Here is a 21,469-nt window from a genome sequence, read left to right as displayed (position 1 = left end):
GCTGTGCTGATGATATGCTTGCGCTGTACTCACAATATGACTAGTAGAACGCTTCTGATAACGTTCATGTTCAACTATCGCTCCAACCCATGTTTCCATCGAGAAGGAAACCGAATTAAGAGAGATACCTAATATTTTTTTACTTGAGTCGAGAACGTTGGGAACCATAGGTATCGTTATTGCTCCGCAATCGGCAGTATTTTGTTACGCTAACGGGGTGCAATTATTGAATAAGAATAGTGGGATTACATATTAGTTATACAAAATATGTAATTACATACAGAAATAGAAAAAGTATATAATCATGAAGAAAACTCTTTTAAATGACTTAGCATCCATCTAACGTCGATATTCTATCGTTGCTAGCGATGAGTAGTTTGGGGAATTATTGGTAGTTATAAAAGTAACTAGATTCTTCAACGGCCTGTATACTGGCCTCATAAAGACCACTCAATGAAGAAATGAACCCTGTAAAGTAGAAAGTAAAAACAAAGCACATTTAAGCAGCCTGAGTCCTATGTTGAAAGGGCTCAGGTTGTTAAATTTCTTTTGGAAACGTTGATAGTTATTAAAACGAATGTATTTCTTTACATCCTCTTGCACTTGGAGCAGGGGTAAATCTAGGGTTAAGTATTTGATTCATTTGTTCATGATAAGATAATTAAATATAGACTCTTGGATATTATCTTGGTGAATAAATTATACCAAGAATAAAGTTTGATGTAGCTTGTGATTTTTAAAATTCACAAGCTGTTTTTTTATTTCAATTCACTCGGGATGTTGCCCAAGAAAAAACTTAAGCGAGATGTGTCCAAAAACTTGACGTAAATCCAATTCACTTCCGAACATCGCACGCCAAATACTAAAAAAAACCGAACGACTTTTCAATACTCGTTCGGTTTTTTAAATTTACTTTTTACTTTTTTGCGTTTGTTTTTGCTCCTCTACGGGCTTCGGTAAACCGATGACCGGGTCACCGAGTAAAGGTGTAGATAGGGCATACATGCCATGGTTTGAAAATGCCCAAATTAAATTTCGGTCCCATTCGACGAAAATGCCGTGTACCGGATTAGAATGATCGCTTGTCGTAGTTGTGCCATCTTCATTTGGAATTTCTCCAGACATCTTCGGCACAAAGTATGCTTCGATTGTTGATTCTGTTGGGTTGGTTACGTCAAAAATTTGGACACCTGCATTGTAGAAGGCGTAAGGAATATATTGGTCGCTCGGAACACCTGGATTAATGGTTGCATAGCCACTACGCTTTGGTCCAAAGCTGCCGCGACGTTGGCAAAAGTCTGTGAATGGTGCTGATTCTGGTGGTGTCGGGCGTTTTAACGTACTAATGATTTTAGGCTTAAGCGGATTGTTGACGTCGATTGCGTAAATTTCCTTATAAGGCTCATGGCAATCTTCGCTAAGTGGATAGCCGCTATAGTAAACAATGCCTGTGCTTTCGACTTTGGAAACGTCAATATTATCCCCTTCAGTACCGCTAACACTCATTGGCATCTCAATATGTGAAACCGTTCTCATATTTGCCGGATCGGATATGTCGACAATATAAAACCCAAAGCCACCCATTGCTGCATAGCCGTACTTGCCACCCTTTTCTACAGGTGTCGGAATGAATAGCGGCATGCGAGCGCCCATCCATGTTGTTTTGTTGCCAGCGCGGGGGTTTTTGTTATAGGCTGCTTCTTCGCCTACACGTTGACCTGGCACCCACCAAGTTGAAAGACGTTTCGGATTAGATGGGTCTGAAATATCAAAGGCCATTTGTGCACCTGAGTATAAATAGCTTTTATACTCTGTATTGATGAAGGAATCATCAGATGCACCTGCAACAAATAAATAATCTCCACCATCATAGACAGGTACGTCTTGACAGCCAGAGCCTTCTTGTACAAGGTCACTTGCATTTGCTTTCGCATCTAAAGGTGTTTCAGATAGCAGCTTCCATTCTGAAAATAATGGGCTTGTGACTTCGAAAATGCTGAATCCACGCAGCATTTCTTTGTCTTTAATAGCCTTTACTTGCTCAGGGTATTCATACTTATTCGATAGAACACCATAACGCGGTATTTCGTAACATTGAACGGCAATTGTTTTGTCCAACTTTTTATTGTATTTTACTGTCATTGGACCGAAGCGTTTGTCTCCCTTATCTGTGTCAATTAATTTATTGGCGATACGCTTGGCATTTTTAGGATCTGTAATATCGAATACATTGTACATATCTGTTTCAAGATCGTATAAATAGCGACGACCTTCTAGATCGAATGTAGCTTGCCAGCTATGTCCCCAACCAATAACATATGGATAGAATGCTTCTACATTCATATTTTTCGTATATTGATTTTGATCTAGATAAGGCAAACTCCCTTCAAATGGTTGTGGACCTTCATTATCCGGTGTTGCGGCTGGGTGAGTGAAAATCCCTGTCTTCGCATCATAGCCCCAGCTGCCAGGCGCGGGCTCTTTTGGTTCACCTGGTAAAAGCTTTGTTGTGCCTTCCTTTTTCTTTGGCAGCGGTGCATCAGGTGCATTTTTGTTCAGACCTGTGCGCGGTGCTTCCTGCTTTTCTTCTTTTTTAGCTTCATCGTTCGCTAAGGCAGTGCCTAAAGACAAGAAGAAAATAATGCCCATCATAAGAAAGGTAAAAGCTAAATTACTCAGAAAAAGATGTAACTTAAATTTTTTCATCAACGCAATCCCCCTAGAAATCTATGAATTTTTTAAAGCGTAAGAGCATTTTACTAAAGACATGTAGATTGTATAGGTGACAAATAATTTGATGCTGAAAAATTGTGAAATTTAGTTGTTCCGGAACTAAATAAATACTACAATTATATATGACATGGTGTCAACTTTTATTTTCCGAATATTTAGACTCTTGGAAATTCGCAAAATGAAGTATTTACTACACAAAGAATATGGTTATAAATTGAACCGTAATACTGTACAAAAGCTAATGCAAAAACATAGACTTCAATGTCGGGTGAAAAAGAAACGACGGTTTAAAGCTGATCAGGGACCAGAAATGATCGCCCCTAACTTATTAGCCCGCTCTTTTACAGCTACGGCGCCCAATGAAAAATGGATAACAGATATTACGTACATTCAATATGGCTCGACAACGATGTATTTAGCAACGATTTTAGACTTATTTAACAATGAGATTGTCGCGTATAAATTATTTGACCATCAACAGACACCACTTGTGATGGATGTATTAAAGTCGACCTTAGAAGCGAGGAATTATCCCGAAAGGCGGTGATTGTCCATTCTGATCAAGGCAGTGTCTATACTTCCTATGCTTACCAGAATTTCTTGGAGGAAATGGGATGTCAGGCAAGTATGTCACGCAGAGGGAATTGTTGGGATAATGCGGTGATTGAGTCCTTTCATTCGAATATTAAAACAGAAGCATTTGAGCGTGTGAAGCATCATTCCTTTACTAATGAAGTGACGAGATTACGTGTAATGGAATATATGAGAGAATATAATGAGGAACGAATACAAGAAAAATTAGGCTACTTAACTCCCCTAGAATTTGGGAAGCAAGCAGCCTAATGGGGTGTTTTATATGTGTCTCAAATGACTAGGTCAGTTCTTGATCTGGTTTTTTTATTTGTATAACCCATCGATATACATCGTTGTAATCGTCCAAGCGATATCCTCAATAGACGCGGACGTATCATCACGCACGAGGTCCCATTGGTGGTTTTCATTGATTAAAAACCATGAGCGTGCGACGATATCAATTTTTAAATCTGACCGTACTAAGCCTTGACTCTGCGCATATGTAATATCGCGGGTAATAAAATGAATGTTCGTTTTTCGGATGTCATCCCACTTTTCATTCACGGCAGGTGAAAGGCTAATCGCTTCTGCGAATACTTTCATAATATCTTTATTGGATTTTGCCATCGTTAAAAAAGCAGTGACTTGATTCAGGACAAGCTCTTTTGCTTCTTCTTTGCTAGTAGGTAGGAAAGGTGTGTGGGCCATATCAAGAAATTCCTGCATGACCGTTTCCATGAGTGCGATTAAAATCTCGTCTTTTCCTTTGAAGTGTGCATAAGCCGTCCCATAACCAGTTTCTGCTCTCTTAATCATTTGAGAAATAGTAGTCTTTTTAAAGCCAAATTCATAGAATAAGTCTCGCGCGGCATCCAATAATTTTTGTTTCGTTGCGATAGAGCGCATATTTCTTCCGTCGACTTGCTTCGTTTCTTCACTCATTAAATGACCTCCAAGATATGACTTGTTCTTGATAATCCAATGATTTATTTCATTTAATCATAGCCCATTCGAAATATTTTTACAAATAACGTTGGAAAATTTGGTAAAAATAATATTGACACTATGTCAACTTTATTTTAGACTGTGAACATATTCAGAAAATTTAAAAAACGGAGGAGAGAAATTTGGGAACTAGAGAAAGCGTTTACAAAAAAGAGCATGCAAAACAATATGATGCGAATGATTCATTTCGATCATACCGCGATGAATTTTATTTACAATCAGGTGTTATTTACATGGATGGCAATTCCTTAGGCTTAATGTCCAAAAGAGCTGAGGGAAATGTCAGTGAATTAATGGAATCGTGGAAAGCATACGGGATTAAAGGGTGGACAACTGGTAAGTATCCATGGTTTTTCATTTCAGAGAAGCTCGGTGAAATGTGTGCACCGCTAATCGGAGCTGAGAAAAACGAAGTCATTATTGCTGGTTCTACGACTTCCAATATTCATCAAGCTGTCGCAACATTTTATAAACCAGAAGGGCGACGAACAAAAATTTTAGCGGATGAATTAACATTCCCATCAGATATTTATGCGCTACAGAGTCAAATAAAGTTAAAAGGCTATGATCCAGATGAGCATTTAGTACGTGTGAAAAGTCGTGATGGCAAGCTAATTTTAGAAGAGGATATTATCGCAGCGATGACAGATGAGATAGCGCTCATATTGCTGCCAACTGTCCTTTACAGAAGTGGTCAGCTACTAGATATAAAACGCTTAACTGCCGAAGCACACGCGAGAGGCATTTGCATTGGCTTTGATGCTTGTCATTCCATTGGGGCAATTCCGCATTACTTCAGTGAGTGGAATGTTGATTTTGCTATATGGTGTAACTATAAGTATCTCAACGGTGGTCCTGGTTCAGTCGCTGGCTTGTATGTGAATGAAAAACATTTCGGCATTCATCCTGGCTTAGCTGGCTGGTACAGCTCCAAAAAAGATAAACAGTTTGATATGGCACATACATTAGATGTGGAAGAATCTGCAGGGGCATTTCAAATGGGTACACCGCACGTGCTGAGCTTAGCCCCTATTATCGGCTCATTAGAAATGTTTGCGGAGGCTGGTATCGAAAATATTCGTCAAAAATCATTAAAGCTTACACGTTATATGATGGACTTAATCGAGCAAGAGCTAACTGAGCTTGGCTTTTCAATTGGCAATCCAAATGAAGATGATAGACGAGGGGGGCATGTTTGCTTAGAGCATGATGAGGCGATTCGAATTTGCAAAGCTTTAGTTGATAAGGGCGTCATTCCAGACTTTAGACCGCCTAACATTATTCGTCTCGCACCAATCGCCTTTTATACGTCATTCGAGGAGGTGTGGGAAACCGTCGAAATATTAAAGGCAATCGTGACAGAAAAGCAATATGAAAAGTATGGGAAGGAAAGAAATGTAGTATCTTAAACGACAATATCAAAGGGGGAAAATGTATGTCACAAGACAATCGTTTGCAAGATATCGTTGAAAGAGAAAAGGGATTAAGTCAGAGCTTAACAACACGCCAGCTGACGATGATTGCCATTGGGGGAGCAATCGGGACCGGGTTATTTTTAGGGAGTGGCTTGGCGATTGGCTTGGCAGGACCGAGTGTCATTATTAGCTATGCAATCGGTGCATTAATTGCATTATTACTCATGGGCTGCTTAGCAGAAATGACTGTAGCTCATCCAGTGACAGGGTCGTTTGGTGCTTATGCAGAGAAGTATATTAATCCATGGGCTGGCTTTTCGGTACGCTATTCGTATTGGTTTAGTTTAGTATGTGCAATCGGGACGGAGGTTACAGCTGTAGCCGTTTATATGAAGTATTGGTTTCCGACCGTGCCTGCCATCGTTTGGATAATCTTGTTTGCAGCAGTGCTTATGTATGTGAACGCAACAACGGTCAAATTATTTGGTGCTGTTGAATATTGGTTTTCACTCATTAAAGTAGCTGCGATTGTTGGATTTATTATTCTAGCAGTATATGTCATTGTTGGCGCGGATAGTGGCGCAGCTATTGGTACTCAAAATTATACAAATGACGGTGGTTTCTTCCCTAATGGGGTATGGGGAATGTGGATTGCTATATTTGTATCGTTGTTCAGTTATTTAAGTATTGAAATGATTGCTGTTAGTGCTGGTGAAGCAAAGGATCCGGAAAAAGCAGTGCCGATCGCGCTTCGTTCAGCCGTTGTTCGACTTGTGCTGTTTTACTTATTAACGCTATCTTTAATGCTGATGATTGTGCCATGGGGGATGGCAGGAATCGATAAAAGTCCATTCGTAAAAGTAATGGAAATTATGAATATCCCAGGAGCAGCAGCTATTATGAATTTCGTCGTACTTGTAGCAGCGCTTTCTGCGATGAATAGTCAATTATATATTTCTACACGTATGATGTTTTCTTTATCAAGAGGTGGCTACGCGCCGAAAGTATTAGGTAAATTAAATAGTAAAAACGTACCTTCAGTTGCATTATTTGCTTCTGTTATCGGTATCGCCATCGCGACAATTTTTACAGTTGTAAGACCGGATGCGGCTTTTGCAACGATGATTTCGCTTTCTAGCTTTGGTGCGATGTTTGCTTGGTTTATGATTTTTATTACACACCTGTTCTTCCGTAAAAAATGGAATGAAACGAACGGGCGAAAATTACCAGTAAGAATGATTGGTTATCCGTACTTAACAATTTTCGGTGCAGTCCTGTTAACGTCTGTTGTACTATCAACATGGTTCTCACCAGACTTTAAAGCCACATTAACACTCGGATTCCCTTGGTTAATCTTTATTACAGTTTGTTACTTCTTATGGAAGAAGGCGAACACGAAATCTTCGGTTATTGTAGAAGATACCACAGAGAGCTCAGGAAGCGGGATTATTTAGCTGTAGGCAATCATGGTAATTGAAGTCGGTAAGCGATTTCAACATGGTATTAAAATCCATAAAAAAAACAAAAATATAAAATTTTGGAGGAGTGGATTTCGTATGGCAAAATTACAAGCATTTAATCTATTAAAATGGATCGAAGAAAATAAGGGTTCTTTAAAGCCACCTGTTAACAATAAAGTGCTATGGGAGGATTCGGAGTTTATTTGTATGATTTTGGGCGGACCTAATCGCCGTCGAGATTTCCATGTCGATCCATCTGATGAGTTCTTTTATCAAATTAAAGGCGATTGCTTCGTTGAGGTAATTAATGAAGGAAAGCGTGAAGTGATTACAATTAAAGAAGGGGAAGTGTTCATGCTACCAGCGAATGTGCCGCACTCTCCTCATCGAATTGCCGACACATATGGACTTGTCGTTGAAAGGAAGCGGGCAGAGGGAGAGCTAGAGGACTTCGTATGGTTCTGTGAAAACTGCGATCAACAAATGCACAAAAAAACGGTGCAATTAACAGATATCGAAACACAAGTGAAAGGTGCAATCGAAGAATTCAATGGTAGTTTAGAGCTGCGCACATGTAAAAATTGCGATCATGTAATGTCTGAAGAAGTGAGTTTATGGCAATGAGAGTAGATTTCCATACCCATATTATTCCAGAGGATATTCCTAACTTTGTGGAGAAGTTTGGCGGAGAGCGCTGGCCAACATTAGAAAAAACATGTACATGTGGTGCGAATATTATGGTAGCAGGTCAAGTGTTTAGAGAAGTGACAGACCAAGTATGGAGCCCAGAAAAACGCATACAGGATATGGATGCTGAAGGGGTGGATATACAAGTATTGTCCCCGATTCCTGTGACGTTTTCCTATTGGGCGGAGGCACATGCGGCAGAGGAAATGGCTCGTATTCAAAACGACTTTATTGCAAATACGGTGAAGCAATATCCGAAGCGATTCATCGGTCTTGGCACAGTGCCACTCCAAGATGTAGAGGTAGCTATTCGTGAAATGGATCGTTGCATACATGAGCTAGGGCTTAAAGGCATCGAAATCGGGACGAATGTAAACGGCAAAAATTTAGACGACCCAGCTTTTACAGCATTTTTCGAAATGGCGGAGAAATGGGAAGTGCCTTTATTTATTCACCCGTGGGAAACGCTCGGGAAGGACCGAATGCCGCGTCATAATTTTATGTACACGGTAGGGATGCCAAGTGAAACTGCGCTTGCTGCTGCTAGTCTTATTAACGGCGGAGTTATCGAAAAATTCCCAAAACTTAAAGTGTGTTTTGCACACGGTGGCGGCTCTTTTCCTTATATTTTACCTCGCTTAGATCAAGGGTGGAAAGTATGGCCGCATCTACGCTTAACGAGAAAACCACCGAGCTATTATGCGAAAAATTTCTATTTCGATTCTTTAAATTATGATCCGCTAAATCTTCAATATTTAATCGATCGATTTGGAGCAGACAAAATTGTGATGGGCTCAGACTATCCCTTCTTATTAAGGGAAATCCCACCGGGGAAGATAGTTGATGAGACACTTCATCTTTCAGAAGAACAAAGAAGGGATATTTTAGGGAGAAATGCCTTAGCCTTTTTAAATATCGAGATAAAGGAAGAGATCGAATCATGACACCAGAGGAAAGACTTGCACAGTTAGGACTTGAATTACCACCTTTACGTCCTGCTTGGGGAGACTATGTAGGTTGTGTAAGGACGGGCAATCTCTTATTTACCGCAGGACAGGGTGTGGATCAGTACCACGGTAAGCTAGGGAGAGATTTGACGGCAGAAGAAGGCTATTTAGCAGCACAGCAATCGATGCTAAACCTACTCAGTGTAGTGAAACATGAAATAGGCGAATTAAGTAAAGTGAAGCAATTTGTCAAAGTATTAGGGATGGTAAATTGCACGGAGGATTTCATTGAGCAGCCTAAAGTAATGAACGGAGCCTCAGATTTAATTGGGAAGGTTTTCGGAGAGAAGGGTAAGCACGGGCGCTCTGCTGTTGGAATGGCTCAATTACCTAATAATACAGCAATCGAAATAGAGATGATTATTGAAATCGAAGAATAGGAGGAGTGGTATTGATTAATGAAAAAGTAATCGAAGAAAAATATTTAAAAGATGCCAAACTATTCATTGGTGGCCATTATGTAGACGCCTTATCAGGTGAAACTTTCGATACGATTAATCCCGTTACAAATGAAATATTAGCATCAGTAGCAAATGGCGGACAAGAGGATGCAAAGCGCGCAATAGAAGTTGCACATAAAACATTTGCTAGTGGTGTATGGAGCAAGATGCCTGTTGAGGAACGCTCGCAGATTTTATGCAAAATGGCTGATTTAATAATGAAGAATGTTGAAAAACTTGCCTATGTCGAAACGTTAGACGTAGGTAAGCCAATACGGGAGAGTCTTGAATTTGATATTCCGCGTGCGGCTGCTAACTTCCGTTTCTTCGCTGAGATGGCGAAATATATGACGCACGAGCATTATGATCAAAGCAAGCATTTTTCATATGTGCAATATGCCCCAGTCGGTGTGACAAGCTTAATTATTCCGTGGAACTTGCCGTTTATGCAAATGACGTGGAAGGCATCTGCTGCTCTTGCTGTAGGTAATACCGTTGTAATCAAGCCTGCTTCTTATACACCGCTAAGTGCCATCATGCTTGGAGAAATAGCGAATGAGGCGGGATTACCTCCAGGTGTGCTAAATATTTTGACAGGTCCAGGTGGTATTGTAGGAACAGAAATGGCGACAAACCCTGCTGTGAGGAGAATCTCCTTCGTGGGTGAATCAAATACAGGAAAAACGGTTATGCGTAATGCTGCTCAAAATTTAATCCCAGTTTCGTTAGAGCTTGGTGGGAAATCAGCTAATATTGTGTTTGAAGATGCTGATTTAGAAGAAGCAGTAGCAGGATCAATCGAAGCCATTTATCGCAATCAAGGAGAAATTTGCTTAGCAGGCTCCCGGATTTTAGTGCAGGAAAGTATTTATGATCATTTTTTAGATAAATTCGTGGCAGCTGTGAAACAAATTAAAGTCGGAAACCCCCTCGATATGACAACAGATATGGGTGCTTTAGTTTCTAAGGGGCATTTAAAGCTCGTAGATGAGTATGTGAAAATTGGTCTAGCTGAAGGGGCGAAACTAGCTTACGGCGGTAAGGCTGTCGCTTCACTACCTGAAGGGAACTTCTATGAGCCGACTGTTTTGTACGATGTCAATAATCATATGCGCGTTGCTCAAGAGGAAATATTTGGTCCTGTCCCTGTCATTATTCCATTTAAAACAGAAGAAGAAGCTATTCAGATAGCGAACGATTCTATTTATGGATTAGCAGGGGTAGTATGGACGAATGATTTACGGAGAGGACAGCGTGTGACAGCCCAAATTCATGCGGGCTTATTATGGGTGAATTGCTGGTATGTGCGGGATTTAAGAACCCCATTTGGTGGAGCTAAAGCTAGTGGTATTGGGCGCGAAGGCGGTCGTCATAGCTTTGAGTTCTATAGTGAAACAAAAACAATTACCGTAAAAAAATAAGGAATGAATAAACAAACAAAAGTTGGTATAGCAACCGCCTTTTGTTTGTTTTACTAAGGAGAGTGAATGGTGGTGTCAGAGAAAATTAAACAATATGCCACACAATTACTGACAGCTGAAAAAACAATGCAAAGCATAGTTCCTTTAACAGAGTTGGATGCAAGCTTAAGCATAAAGGATGCTTATGAAATACAGCTTGAAACAGTAAAAATGAAGCTGGACGAAGGTCGACACGTAGTTGGTAAAAAGGTTGGTTTAACAAGCGTAGCTATGCAAAAAATGCTCCATGTAGACGAGCCAGATTATGGTCATTTATTAGATGATATGGTGTTTGGAAATGAAGCTATTGTAAAAGTTACTAGCATGCTCTCCCCAAAAATTGAGGCGGAAATTGGTTTCGTACTAGGAGAGGATTTAGTAGGACCGAATGTAACCTTTCTCGATGTCATGATGGCTACTGACTATATCGTGCCGACAATTGAAGTAATTGATAGCAGAGTAGAGGATTGGCGCATTAAATTAATTGATACAGTAGCTGATAATGGCTCGTCTGCAAAGGTCATCGTCGGGCATGAAAAGACGAAGGTAAATGAAGTTGATTTACGGACAGCAAGTATGGCACTTTACAAAAATGGGGAGCTACTCGCGACAGGGGCAGGGGCTGCTGCACTGGGAAACCCGGCACACGCTATTGCTTGGTTGGCAAATAAATTACATGAGTTTGGCATTACACTTAAAAAGGGCGAGCTTATTTTACCTGGCGCTTTATCTGCGGCAGTTGCAGTAAATGCTGGAGATAGTATTGAAGCAAAATTTGGGGGCATCGGTACAGTAACGGTTCACTTTGAATAATGTGAAAGGAGAGAAGGATATGGGCAAAATCAAAGCAGCTATACTAGGCACAGGAAACATAGGCACTGATTTGCTTTATAAATTAGAGCGCAGTGAAGTGATTGAAGTTGTGGCGATGATTGGGATAGATTCACAATCAGAAGGTTTGAAGCGTGCAGCAGAGAAAGGGTATGCGACATATTCAAATGGCATCGAAGCTATCGTTGCCAATCCTAACATGGCGGCTATAGTGTTTGACGCCACATCAGCGAAAGCTCACGTACGCCATGCGAAAGTATTGAAGGAGCTAGGAATTTTAGCGATTGATTTAACACCAGCAGCAAGAGGACCGTTCTTTTGTCCGGCAGTGGGGACTACGGAAAACTTACTCGATTTACACAATGTCAATATGATTACGTGTGGTGGCCAGGCGACGATTCCAATCGTCTATGCGGTCAACCAAGTTGCAGATGTTATATATGGGGAAATTGTGGCGACTATTTCAAGCTTAAGTGCAGGTCCAGGGACAAGGGGAAATATTGACGAGTTTACGATTACGACGCGCCGTGGAATCGAAGAAGTAGGTGGAGCAAATACTGGAAAAGCGCTCATTATTTTAAATCCGGCAGACCCACCTATCCTTATGCGAGACACTATTTATTGTGAAGTGAAAAATATGAAAGAAGAGGAAATTCGCGACTCTATTTATACAATGGTAGAGAAAGTAAAGGCATATGTGCCAGGCTATCGTCTAAGACAGGAGCCATTATTTGATGGCAACCGTGTAACAATCTTTATAGAAGTAGAAGGTGCTGGAGATTATTTCCCTCCATATGCAGGGAATTTGGATATTATGACAGCTGCTGCGACACGTGTTGCGGAAGATTTTGCGCGGGCCATGTTAGATAGAACGACATTAGAGACGCATTAAGAAAGGGGGCAGAATACATGAATTCGCAAGTTAATAAACCAATTCGATTGACAGAAGTGTGCCTCCGAGATGGCAGTCATGTCGTGGCACATCAATTTACAGAGCAGCAAGTACGAGATGTTGTGAGAGGGTTAGATGATGCAGGCATGCATTATATAGAAGTAAGTCACGGAGATGGCCTTGGAGGCTCCACTTTTCAGTATGGCAAATCGCTCGTTAATGAGATGAAGCTCATTGAAGCAGCTGTTGCTGCATGTGCCAAGTCAAAAGTTGCTGTGCTGTTAATACCAGGGATTGGTACTGTACACGAATTGAAGCAGGCAAATGACTTAGGTGCTCGCTTAGTGCGTGTTGCTACACATGTAACAGAGGCGGATGTGTCAGCTCAACATATGAGCAAGGCACGCGAGCTAGGGATGGAGACAGTAGGTTTTTTAATGATGGCTCATTCTGCACCTGTGGAAAAGTTAGTGGAGCAAGCGAAGAACATGGAAAGCTACGGTGCTGAAGCGGTCTATATAACAGATTCTGCTGGCGCATTGCTGCCGCATGAGGTGCGTGAGCGTGTGCGCGCTTTACGACAATCGTTGCAAATAGAAGTAGGATTCCACGCTCATAACAATTTATCTATGGCAGTGGCGAACACGGTCGTTGCTATAGAGGAAGGAGCGACACGTATTGACGGGAGTGTGCGCTGTTTAGGAGCAGGTGCAGGGAATACTCAGACAGAAGTGCTATTAGCTGTGCTAGACCGCATGGGAATAGATGTAAGTATTGATTTATATAAAATGATGGATGTCGCAGAAAATATTGTAGGTCCTCTCTTGCCAGGCTCGCAGGAAATTCGAAAGGGGAGCTTAGTGTTAGGGTATGCAGGGGTGTACTCAAGCTTCCTGCTTCATGCAGAGCGTGCGGGGAAGAAATTTGGTCTTGATCCACGCGATATACTTATCGAATTAGGTAAACAAAAAGTAGTAGGTGGTCAGGAGGATATGATTATCGATGTCGCTGCTGAGCTCGCAAAAAAAAAGGAAATTGAGGTGTAAAAATGACGGTACAAATAAATCAGCAAAAAATGGTTGATTATTTATATGAGGCAGAGCGTGATGTAAAGGAAGTCATCAAGCTGACAGACGACTACCCCCAGTTGACGATACAGGAGGCTTATCGTATACAGGATGCTTTACTAGCGCGCAAGCTAGAGGAGAATGGCACGAAGCAAGTAGGCGTGAAGCTAGGTTTAACGAGTAAAGCAAAGCAGCAGATGATGGGAGTCAATGAAGCGATTTATGGCTATTTACATAGTGATATGCTCGCACTAGAATGGGAAGCAATTGAATTTTCACAACTCATTCATCCGAAAGTTGAGCCTGAGATTGCCTTTTTTTTAGGTGAGGACTTGGTGGGGGAGGCGGTTACAGAGGCGGATGTTGTAAAGGCAACGAAATACGTCGCACCTGCCCTTGAAGTAATAGATAGCCGTTATAAAGATTTTCGCTTTACATTAGCAGATGTTATCGCAGATAATTGTTCCTCGGCGAAATTTATTGTTGGTAGTAAGTGGGTTTCTCCTCACATGCTTGATTTGGGGCAAATCGGCATGGTACTAAGTAAAAACAGCGCTGTGGAGCAAACAGGCTCAAGCGCTGCTGTATTAGGACATCCTGCTACTGCCATTGTGTGGGCAGTGAAAGAATTAGCCAAGGTAGGAAAAGGCTTTAAAAAAGGCGATATTATTTTAAGTGGTGCGATGTCTGAGGCGATTTCTTTTCAGCCAGGGGATACAGTTGTAGCAGATTTCGATGTGCTTGGCAGTGTGACATTATCTTGTAATTAAAGGACAGTGCTTTTTTCTTCTCAATTGTGAAAAGACGATTGCAACCTCCTTTACTTTAAATGAGAGCATCTGGAAATGGAGTTTTATTTCCAGATGCTCTTTTAACGGTTTATGAAAGGCAGAAAGGTAGCAATTAATAGGTGCATCCTTATACTAGAATAGAAGATGTAAGAAAAGAGTGGCACAGCACAAAGGGAGTGTACATATGTTGAATGGGGATTCTATTTTTCCAATTTTCATTATCGTCATATTTTTCATTGTTATAGGCGCAATTATTAGTAGTATTTTCCCGTCTATTAAAAAGAAATAAAGATAATGAGTGTCAAGCATAGCAATCAAGAAATGAACCGTCTCTTTAACTATGAGAAGGACGGTTCATTTTTCAGCCGACAATTAACGGGGAGAAACGAAAAATTCGTCTGCTCATGGTAGATACACCAGAAATGAATTATAACAAAGGTGGCGCCCAGCCATATGCTGAACAAGCAAAAGAATACACGATTAATTTATTGACGGAGGCTAAAAAAGTTGAAGCGGTCTTTGATGTTGGTCCAGAAACAGATAAATATGATCGTCTTCTAGCCTATGTCTTTGTAGATGGTGTATTGTTGCAGGAATCCTTATTAAAGGAAGGTCTTGCAATTGTACGTTATATTCATAAACCAAACAATACATTTGAAGATGCATTTAGAGATATTTAGCAAAAAGCACAGGATGCAAAATTAAATATTTGGTCAAATGATGATTACTTTCAAAAGGATGGTTTCCACCCAGAAGTAGTTCACTAAAATTAAAAATCCATTTACTAGTGATTAGTAAATGGATTTTTTCCTTTTTTATGCCTCTACATCTCTTGTCCATTTGTCTACTTTAACTTGATTGTTGTCAATCCACTTTTTTGCAGCATCTGTGGCACTCATACCTTCCATAATATCAAACATCACACTTTCTATATCTTCGGCAGTCCAATGGAAACGATCTAGGACACTATAGGCATCGGGAGCATCTTCTTTCAAGCCATTACGAGCGAATGTGCCAATATATTCTTCCGTACCATATAAACCTTTTGGGTCATCTAAATATTTTAAGTCGTAGGCATTAAAGATCCAGTGAGGCGACCAGCCTGTGATGATGATTTCTTCATTATTAGAAATGGCTTGACTAAGGGCAGCTGTCATTGCACCTGCCGAAGAGGTCAATACATTCCAGTCTTCTAGATTGTTATATTCCTTATAGGCATTTTCTGTTGTAGCCATCATATTGGCCCCTGGTTCAATGCCTGTAATTGTTTTATTGGCCTGGTTTGTTAGGTTTTCAATAGAATCTACATTCATATAGCTTGGAACGACTAAGCCAATTTTTGCACCAGTTAGGTTTTCCCCTAAATTCTCAATTTTATCTTTGTATTTCTCTACTTGCGGGGCATGTGTTTGTGGTAACCAGGCAGATACCATACCATCAACCTCTCCGTTTGCAAGTGCCTCCCACATGATGCCGTTGTCTAATGGTGTTAGTGTCACATCATATCCTAAATCCTCTAATACTTGTCCCACTACATGGGTAGAGGCAACTTCAGTATCCCATTCAACATAAGCCAAGTTAATTTCTTTTTTATCATTAGTACCTGCATCTGCTGAACCACATGCAGCTAATATTAGGAGACAGGATAAAGCAAATCCTATCTTCCAAACTCTTAGATATTTCATAAAAGTCCCCTTTCAATAATTGCTTATATCCTTGTGAAAATTAAAAAATATTAACAAGTAACAACTTAAGTTTATATACAAGTTGTTACTTTTGTCAAATTGATGATTGGTGCAACACAAGTGAAAAAGGTGAGAATTAATGATTGAAAAGGTTACGAACATGGTTTCGGGATGCCCATAAATTTTTCTACAGACAACATATGATAGGTGAAAATGGAGACTGGGTTTTGAGGAGGCTTAGTATGCATTGGATTACTATTATTCTAATAGGAATCGCTGCGAATCTAGATAATTTGGGGATTGGCCTAGCTTATGGTGTCAAGCAAGTTAAAATTCCGATTTTATCGAATGCAGTAATAGCTGGCATGTCAATGATTGTCACATATGTTGCAGTAACAGCTGGCAGCACTGTTGTTGAGTATATTTCACCGCATACTGCCAATTTATTAGGAAGTTTACTATTGTGTGTTATTGGTATATGGACGCTTATGTCCAATAATTTATCTAATCAACGGATAGCAGGTAACCCTGAGCTATTTGATGAAGATAAAAACTTAGTAATTTCAACGCGAGAGGCAATGGCACTTGGCTTTGTATTATCAGCTAACTGTTTAGCAGGAGGTATTGCCATTGGAGCAAATGGGATATCTGCTATCTGGACAGTAATTTCCATCGGTGTCTTTTCATTTGTTACAGTGGGGGTAGGTAGTCATTGTGGCTCATTGCTCTCAAAAACATTTATTGGTAGGCATTCAACAGCGATTTCAGGATGGCTATTATTATTGATTGGAGTCTTTGAGATTTTTGCTCAATAAAATGATAGGTTGGAATAGGAATATCACCAAATTATGGTGATATTCTTTTTATTAGGAGGAAAATTTGACATATTGAGGTCGAATTTGGATTAGTTATTGACATTGACTGGCAGTAACGATTATTCTTGGGAGTAGAATCGTAATTGAGAATTATTTTCGTTTACATGAAAGTGCTTTCGTGGAGAGGATTTTATCAATTATGATGTTTTATTATGACTAAGGGAGGCGTGCAACACATGAAGAAAATGCTCATGTTGATCATGCTTGTTAGTATTTTTGTCGTTAACTTCGGGTTAACACAAGCATCTGCTCAACTGGCTGATGGCACTCATTCGATAAAATATCAGGTCAATAAACCTGATAGTAATTCGGCATCTATTGCCAACGATTATTTTGTAAAACCAGCAAGTGTCACGGTGAAAAATGGCACTGCAATTGTACAAATTACATTAAAAAACAGTGCATGGATTACGAAATTTCAACCACCAGGTGGGGCAACTGTAGTAAATGAAGATCAATCAGCGGATACACGAACAGTACAATTTACAGTTAAAGACTTATCAAAACCTGTAGTAACAGCTATGAAAATTGATATTGATGATATTAATTATCACCATGAATACAGTGTATCACTTGTATTTGATGCCACTTCAATTGCTAGTTCAACTGCTTCAACTCAACAAACAGTTTCCAGTGAATCAAAACCAACTTCAGCATCTACAACAGAAAGTCAAGTGCCGAATCCACAAACAGGTGATGCAACACCTTATCTACTCATCGTTGCATTAATAGGGTCAGCATTTTTACTTTATAGAAAAAAACTACAAACAAAAACGGAGGGTCAATAAAATGGCTAAAAAACGTCAATCACGCACAACTAAAATAGTACTAGCTTCATTGTTAGCAGCATCACTTGCAGCTCCATCCTTTGCATCTGCGGCAGAAGTAGTAACAACAAATACAGAAGTGAAAGCAGAAACAACGAAAGCTGATAAAACGGACGCAGTAATTAATTTCCAAATCTTTAAAACTGGTACTACAGAAGCACAGCCTGCAATTAGTTCTCATTTAGTACCACAAGGATCAATCGTTGAAAAAGACGGTAAATTTGAAGCTAAATTAACGATTACAGCTAAATCTGCACCAATGATTGCAGGTCTACAAACTAAACAAGGCGATGCGTTTGTGGATGCAACAGAAGTAAAAAATAGCGATGGTACAATTACATACAGTTTCCCTGTTGTTGTTGATGAAGTTAAATCAGCAAAAATCCATGTAGTCGTTCCTTCCGCAAATATGGATAAATGGTATGACTTTGATTTAAAAGCAGTGAAAGAAGTAAAAGAAGAAGTGAAAGTGAATGAAGTAGCTGTCACTGTTTACAAAGATGGTACAACAGAAGAATCGATTATGAAACAATATATTGCGCCAAAAGTAGGGATTTCTGCAAAAGACGGTAAAAATGTTGTGACAATGACATTCCCTCAAGGTCAATACGTTAAAGGCTTCACTGTAGAAGGGAAAGAAGCCGCTTTAGTGAAACAAGATGATACGTCGAATGTTCGCACGTATTCATTTGAAGTAGCGGATTTAAAGAAGCTTGTAAATGCTCAATTACACATCGTAGTCAATGAACCAGCACAAGGTGTGAAATATGATTCGAATCATAAAGTACAATTTAGCTTCGCTGTGGAAGGTGCTGTGAAACCTGGCAAAGATCCAGTTGATAATACTAGTAAAGAAAATCCGTTCAAAGATATTAGTAAAGATGCAAATAAAGATGCAATCCTATCACTTTACAGTTTAGGAATCGTTAAAGGTCAAGATTCCTTTAAACCAAATGACAATATCACGCGTTCTCAGTTTGCCTTAATGGTGGCACGTGCGTTAAACGTATCTTCAACAAAAGATGCTGGATTTAAAGATACAGGTAAGCTTAGCGTAGAAGCTGTTCAAGCTATTAATGCATTAGCTGAAGCAGGGATTGTGAAAAAAGCAGCAAACTTTAATCCAAATGACACACTTACTCGTCAACAGGCAGCGGTGATGATTTACCGTGCAGTAACACATGCAGCTGGACAAGAAATGAACATTGGTGATTCAAGTCTTTCCTATTATGCTGACGGGGCAAAAGTGAAAGATGATGAAGCAAAAAAAGCCTTTGCACTGCTGTATGCAGGTAAAGTAATGACTGGTTCTCCAACTGCAGATGGCAAAACAGTTATTGATGCAAATAGTCCGTTAAAACGTTCGCATATGGCGAAAATTCTTAATGGCTCATTGCAATACATGAATAAATAATAAGAATCTTTACAGCAACTTCCTTTCTCCTATTTTATGAGAGAGGAAGTTCCTGTGTTTTTAAAACGGGAGGATACTATGCAATGACAATCTTAAAAAAGCACATTTGCATATCGGCTGTTTTGGCAGTTTTACTGCTCGTTTTCCCTCCATCCATTTTTCTACAAGCAAAAGCTGAGGACCTTGTCATAGTAGATGGTAGTTATCAAGTTGAACTAAGTTTTTCTCCTATTGAGGGCTTTGAAGAAAATCTTTTTAAACACATAGCAACGCTCACCGTTAAGGATGGGCAGTACCAATTAACTTTGGCACTTGAACAGCCAAATTCTGTACACGACATACATATCGAACAGCTTGGCAATAAGATTTCTTTGACTCAAGATAAAATAGAAAATTTAGTTCAGTTTGATGTTTTCTCATTACAAGATCCACTTGTTATAAAGGGCAATATAGAGCTTGTATCTGAAGAACCGTATTTTTCGTTTATTCAAGAGCTACAAATGGAGATGTCAACACTTACACCTGCTGTACCTCAAGGAGAAATTAATACAGAAGAAGCTGAAAAATTGGTTGCAGAAGGAACAACCGGCCAAGAATGGGCATTGGACTATGTATTGTTAGCGGATGGTAAAAATGAACCTTCTATTATGAATAGCTATGTGAATCCGGTAGCAAAGGTGATTGAAAAAGAGGGTAAGTACTATGCACAAATAACGATTTTACAATCAGCTTGGGTTACAGGGCTAAAGGTAGATTATAAAGGGGAGCAGGTTGAACCTAAGCAAGTTTCACTTTTAGATAATGTACGAATTGTAGAATTTGAGGTTGAAGATTTAGCACAACCATTACGAATGTGGGTGAAAATCGATATTCCTGACATTTCTTATCATCATCAATATTTTGTTCAGTTAGCATTCAATCAAAAGCAAGTTGCATCGGTTTTACATAAACCCATGAACGAAGAAGTTACTGAGCAAGTAGTAAGTGACAAGTCAGCGGAATTGGTTGAGGAGCGGGTGCAAAAGCCAGCAGTAGAAACGATTAATGAGAAGGTAACTAGCTTAGCCACACAGACATTACCAGCAATTCAGTCTTCTTTGCTTATACCTAAAGAAGAAAAATTGGCATTTGATCGTACACTTGATGAACCTACTGACGAAGTATTAGAAGACGCATCAGAGGACGAAAAGACGAAAGAGGAAACTACGGACAAAATAGTAGTGAAAAAATCGACTACAGATCAGCAAATTGAACCATTAAACATAGTAAAAATTATTGTGCTGATCGTTATTTGTCTTGTATCAGGCTGGTTACTTATGAAGCGGATTAGAAAAGGCGAAAATGAGCGGACTGAGCAGAAATAAGTGGGAGATGACACAATGAAAAAAGATTGGAAAATAAAGTTACTGTTGTTGACATTACTATCACTAATTCTCGCTGCTTGTAGTAGCAGTGATCAAACAGAAAAGAAGGAGACGATTGCTGACAAAGAACAGGTAACGGAAGGTAGTGAACAACGTATCATTGCAGGGACGGTTGTTGTAGCAGATATCCTTGATAAGCTGGAGCTTGATGCAATCGCTGTACCAGAAACAGAAAAGCAATTAGCAAAGCGTTTTGACGGTCTGCCAACAATCGGTAATGCGATGGAACCTGATATGGAAATTGTTAAGTCATTAAATCCAACTGAATTATTATCTGTCTCAACGTTAGAGTACGACTTGCAGGATAAATTTAAACAGCTTAATATTCCTGTTGATTTTCTCAATTTCCAAAGCGTTGATGCCATGTTAACGGAAATAACATCATTGGGAGAACGCTATGATCGTGTAGCCCAAGCCGAGGCATTAGTGAAAGATCTACAGAAAAATATCGAAGCAGTCCAAAACGTCGCTGCGAATAAAGAAGGACCTCGTGTTTTGATTTTACTTGGTATTCCAGGGAGCTATTTAGTGGCAACAGAAAATTCCTATGCAGGGGATCTTGTTAAACGAGCAGGGGGGATCAATGTAATGGAAGGACAAGATGCAGAGTATCTATCTTCTAATACAGAGTATCTACATAATAGTAATCCTGATATTATTTTACGCTTATCACACGGTATGCCTGATGAGGTTGTGGAAATGTTCGATGAAGAATTTAAAACAAATGATATTTGGAAACATTTCGATGCAGTGAAAAACGATAAAGTCTATGATTTAGAGGAAGAATTATTCGGGACGACATCCTCCTTGCAGGTACCCCAAGCTTTAGGCCAGCTGATGGAAATTTTCTATCGTAAATAGTAACTAGAATTGTCGCTCGTAT

Annotated in this window: 20 protein-coding genes and 1 pseudogene; 18 read left to right on the top strand and 3 right to left on the bottom strand. The window is 39.8% G+C overall.

Features of this window, described 5'->3' with window-relative positions; genetic code table 11:
* Nucleotides 1–909: 909 nt before the first annotated feature.
* The gene (locus tag AO843_RS15895; protein WP_054612070.1) at nt 910–2,706 is read right to left on the bottom strand and encodes an LVIVD repeat-containing protein; all 1,797 of its coding nucleotides are present in this window, start codon (nt 2,704–2,706) and stop codon (nt 910–912) included.
* A gap of 154 nt (nt 2,707–2,860) precedes the next feature.
* Between AO843_RS15895 and AO843_RS15890 the strand changes: the two are divergent.
* Both AO843_RS15890 and AO843_RS24875 read left to right on the top strand, forming a co-directional pair.
* A pseudogene (locus AO843_RS15890) lies at nt 2,861–3,321 on the top strand (DDE-type integrase/transposase/recombinase); the annotation flags it as partial.
* A gap of 21 nt (nt 3,322–3,342) precedes the next feature.
* Nucleotides 3,343–3,576, top strand: a complete 234-nt coding sequence (locus AO843_RS24875) for an integrase core domain-containing protein (RefSeq protein WP_255350381.1) — start codon at nt 3,343–3,345, stop codon at nt 3,574–3,576.
* Between the two features lie 54 nt (nt 3,577–3,630).
* Here AO843_RS24875 and AO843_RS15880 read toward each other — a convergent pair whose 3' ends face one another.
* Entirely contained in the window at nt 3,631–4,248 is a 618-nt protein-coding gene (locus tag AO843_RS15880; RefSeq protein WP_054612067.1) for a TetR/AcrR family transcriptional regulator, read from the bottom strand.
* A 185-nt stretch (nt 4,249–4,433) separates the two neighbouring features.
* On the opposite strand from AO843_RS15880, the gene kynU reads away from it, so the two are divergent.
* The 11 genes from kynU (at nt 4,434) to AO843_RS25180 (ending at nt 15,041) form a co-directional block, all read left to right on the top strand.
* The gene (gene kynU, locus AO843_RS15875) at nt 4,434–5,720 is read left to right on the top strand and encodes a kynureninase (protein ID WP_054612066.1); all 1,287 of its coding nucleotides are present in this window, start codon (nt 4,434–4,436) and stop codon (nt 5,718–5,720) included.
* 26 nt (nt 5,721–5,746) lie between these two features.
* Nucleotides 5,747–7,180 carry an amino acid permease gene (locus tag AO843_RS15870; RefSeq protein WP_054612065.1) on the top strand — a complete coding sequence of 478 codons (1,434 nt, stop codon included), beginning with the start codon at nt 5,747–5,749 and terminating at the stop codon, nt 7,178–7,180.
* 102 nt (nt 7,181–7,282) lie between these two features.
* Nucleotides 7,283–7,810 (top strand): 3-hydroxyanthranilate 3,4-dioxygenase, encoded by a 528-nt coding sequence (locus tag AO843_RS15865; RefSeq protein ID WP_054612064.1) that lies wholly within the window; start codon nt 7,283–7,285, stop codon nt 7,808–7,810.
* Nucleotides 7,807–8,817 (top strand): amidohydrolase family protein, encoded by a 1,011-nt coding sequence (locus AO843_RS15860; protein WP_054612074.1) that lies wholly within the window; start codon nt 7,807–7,809, stop codon nt 8,815–8,817. Before AO843_RS15865 ends, AO843_RS15860 begins: the two co-directional genes overlap by 4 nt.
* On the top strand, nt 8,814–9,260 hold the full coding sequence (locus AO843_RS15855) for a RidA family protein (RefSeq protein WP_054612063.1): 447 nt from the start codon (nt 8,814–8,816) through the stop codon (nt 9,258–9,260). Before AO843_RS15860 ends, AO843_RS15855 begins: the two co-directional genes overlap by 4 nt.
* A gap of 11 nt (nt 9,261–9,271) precedes the next feature.
* Nucleotides 9,272–10,741 carry an aldehyde dehydrogenase gene (locus tag AO843_RS15850; protein WP_369814425.1) on the top strand — a complete coding sequence of 490 codons (1,470 nt, stop codon included), beginning with the start codon at nt 9,272–9,274 and terminating at the stop codon, nt 10,739–10,741.
* Between the two features lie 126 nt (nt 10,742–10,867).
* On the top strand, nt 10,868–11,593 hold the full coding sequence (locus AO843_RS15845; protein WP_369814427.1) for a 2-keto-4-pentenoate hydratase: 726 nt from the start codon (nt 10,868–10,870) through the stop codon (nt 11,591–11,593).
* Between the two features lie 19 nt (nt 11,594–11,612).
* Entirely contained in the window at nt 11,613–12,503 is an 891-nt protein-coding gene (locus AO843_RS15840) for an acetaldehyde dehydrogenase (acetylating) (RefSeq protein WP_054612061.1), read from the top strand.
* Between the two features lie 17 nt (nt 12,504–12,520).
* Nucleotides 12,521–13,549, top strand: a complete 1,029-nt coding sequence (gene dmpG / locus AO843_RS15835) for a 4-hydroxy-2-oxovalerate aldolase (protein WP_054612060.1) — start codon at nt 12,521–12,523, stop codon at nt 13,547–13,549.
* Nucleotides 13,550–13,551: 2 nt separating this feature from the next.
* A complete protein-coding gene (locus AO843_RS15830; RefSeq protein WP_054612059.1) occupies nt 13,552–14,340 on the top strand; it encodes a 2-keto-4-pentenoate hydratase in 789 nt (262 codons plus the stop codon).
* A 377-nt stretch (nt 14,341–14,717) separates the two neighbouring features.
* Nucleotides 14,718–15,041, top strand: a complete 324-nt coding sequence (locus AO843_RS25180; protein ID WP_369814426.1) for a thermonuclease family protein — start codon at nt 14,718–14,720, stop codon at nt 15,039–15,041.
* Nucleotides 15,042–15,176: 135 nt separating this feature from the next.
* On the opposite strand, the gene AO843_RS15820 is transcribed toward AO843_RS25180, so the two are convergent.
* Nucleotides 15,177–16,046, bottom strand: coding sequence for a glycine betaine ABC transporter substrate-binding protein (locus AO843_RS15820; RefSeq protein ID WP_054612058.1), 870 nt, complete (start codon nt 16,044–16,046; stop codon nt 15,177–15,179).
* A gap of 242 nt (nt 16,047–16,288) precedes the next feature.
* On the opposite strand from AO843_RS15820, the gene AO843_RS15815 reads away from it, so the two are divergent.
* The 5 genes from AO843_RS15815 to isdE all read left to right on the top strand — a co-directional run bounded on the left by AO843_RS15815 (nt 16,289) and on the right by isdE (nt 21,447).
* Nucleotides 16,289–16,861, top strand: coding sequence for a manganese efflux pump (locus AO843_RS15815; protein ID WP_054612057.1), 573 nt, complete (start codon nt 16,289–16,291; stop codon nt 16,859–16,861).
* Nucleotides 16,862–17,097: 236 nt separating this feature from the next.
* Entirely contained in the window at nt 17,098–17,709 is a 612-nt protein-coding gene (isdC, locus tag AO843_RS15810) for a heme uptake protein IsdC (protein WP_231630172.1), read from the top strand.
* A gap of 1 nt (nt 17,710) precedes the next feature.
* Nucleotides 17,711–19,162: an NEAT domain-containing protein gene (locus AO843_RS15805; RefSeq protein WP_054612055.1), complete on the top strand. Its 1,452-nt coding sequence runs from the start codon at nt 17,711–17,713 to the stop codon at nt 19,160–19,162.
* 83 nt (nt 19,163–19,245) lie between these two features.
* Nucleotides 19,246–20,526 (top strand): NEAT domain-containing protein, encoded by a 1,281-nt coding sequence (locus AO843_RS15800; protein WP_054612054.1) that lies wholly within the window; start codon nt 19,246–19,248, stop codon nt 20,524–20,526.
* 15 nt (nt 20,527–20,541) lie between these two features.
* Nucleotides 20,542–21,447 carry a heme ABC transporter substrate-binding protein IsdE gene (isdE, locus tag AO843_RS15795; protein ID WP_054612053.1) on the top strand — a complete coding sequence of 302 codons (906 nt, stop codon included), beginning with the start codon at nt 20,542–20,544 and terminating at the stop codon, nt 21,445–21,447.
* The last annotated feature ends 22 nt before the right edge of the window (nt 21,448–21,469 follow it).

The organism is Lysinibacillus sp. ZYM-1 (assembly GCF_001308875.1).
Classification (GTDB): domain Bacteria; phylum Bacillota; class Bacilli; order Bacillales_A; family Planococcaceae; genus Lysinibacillus.
This window is presented reverse-complemented; position numbering and strand designations above follow the sequence as displayed.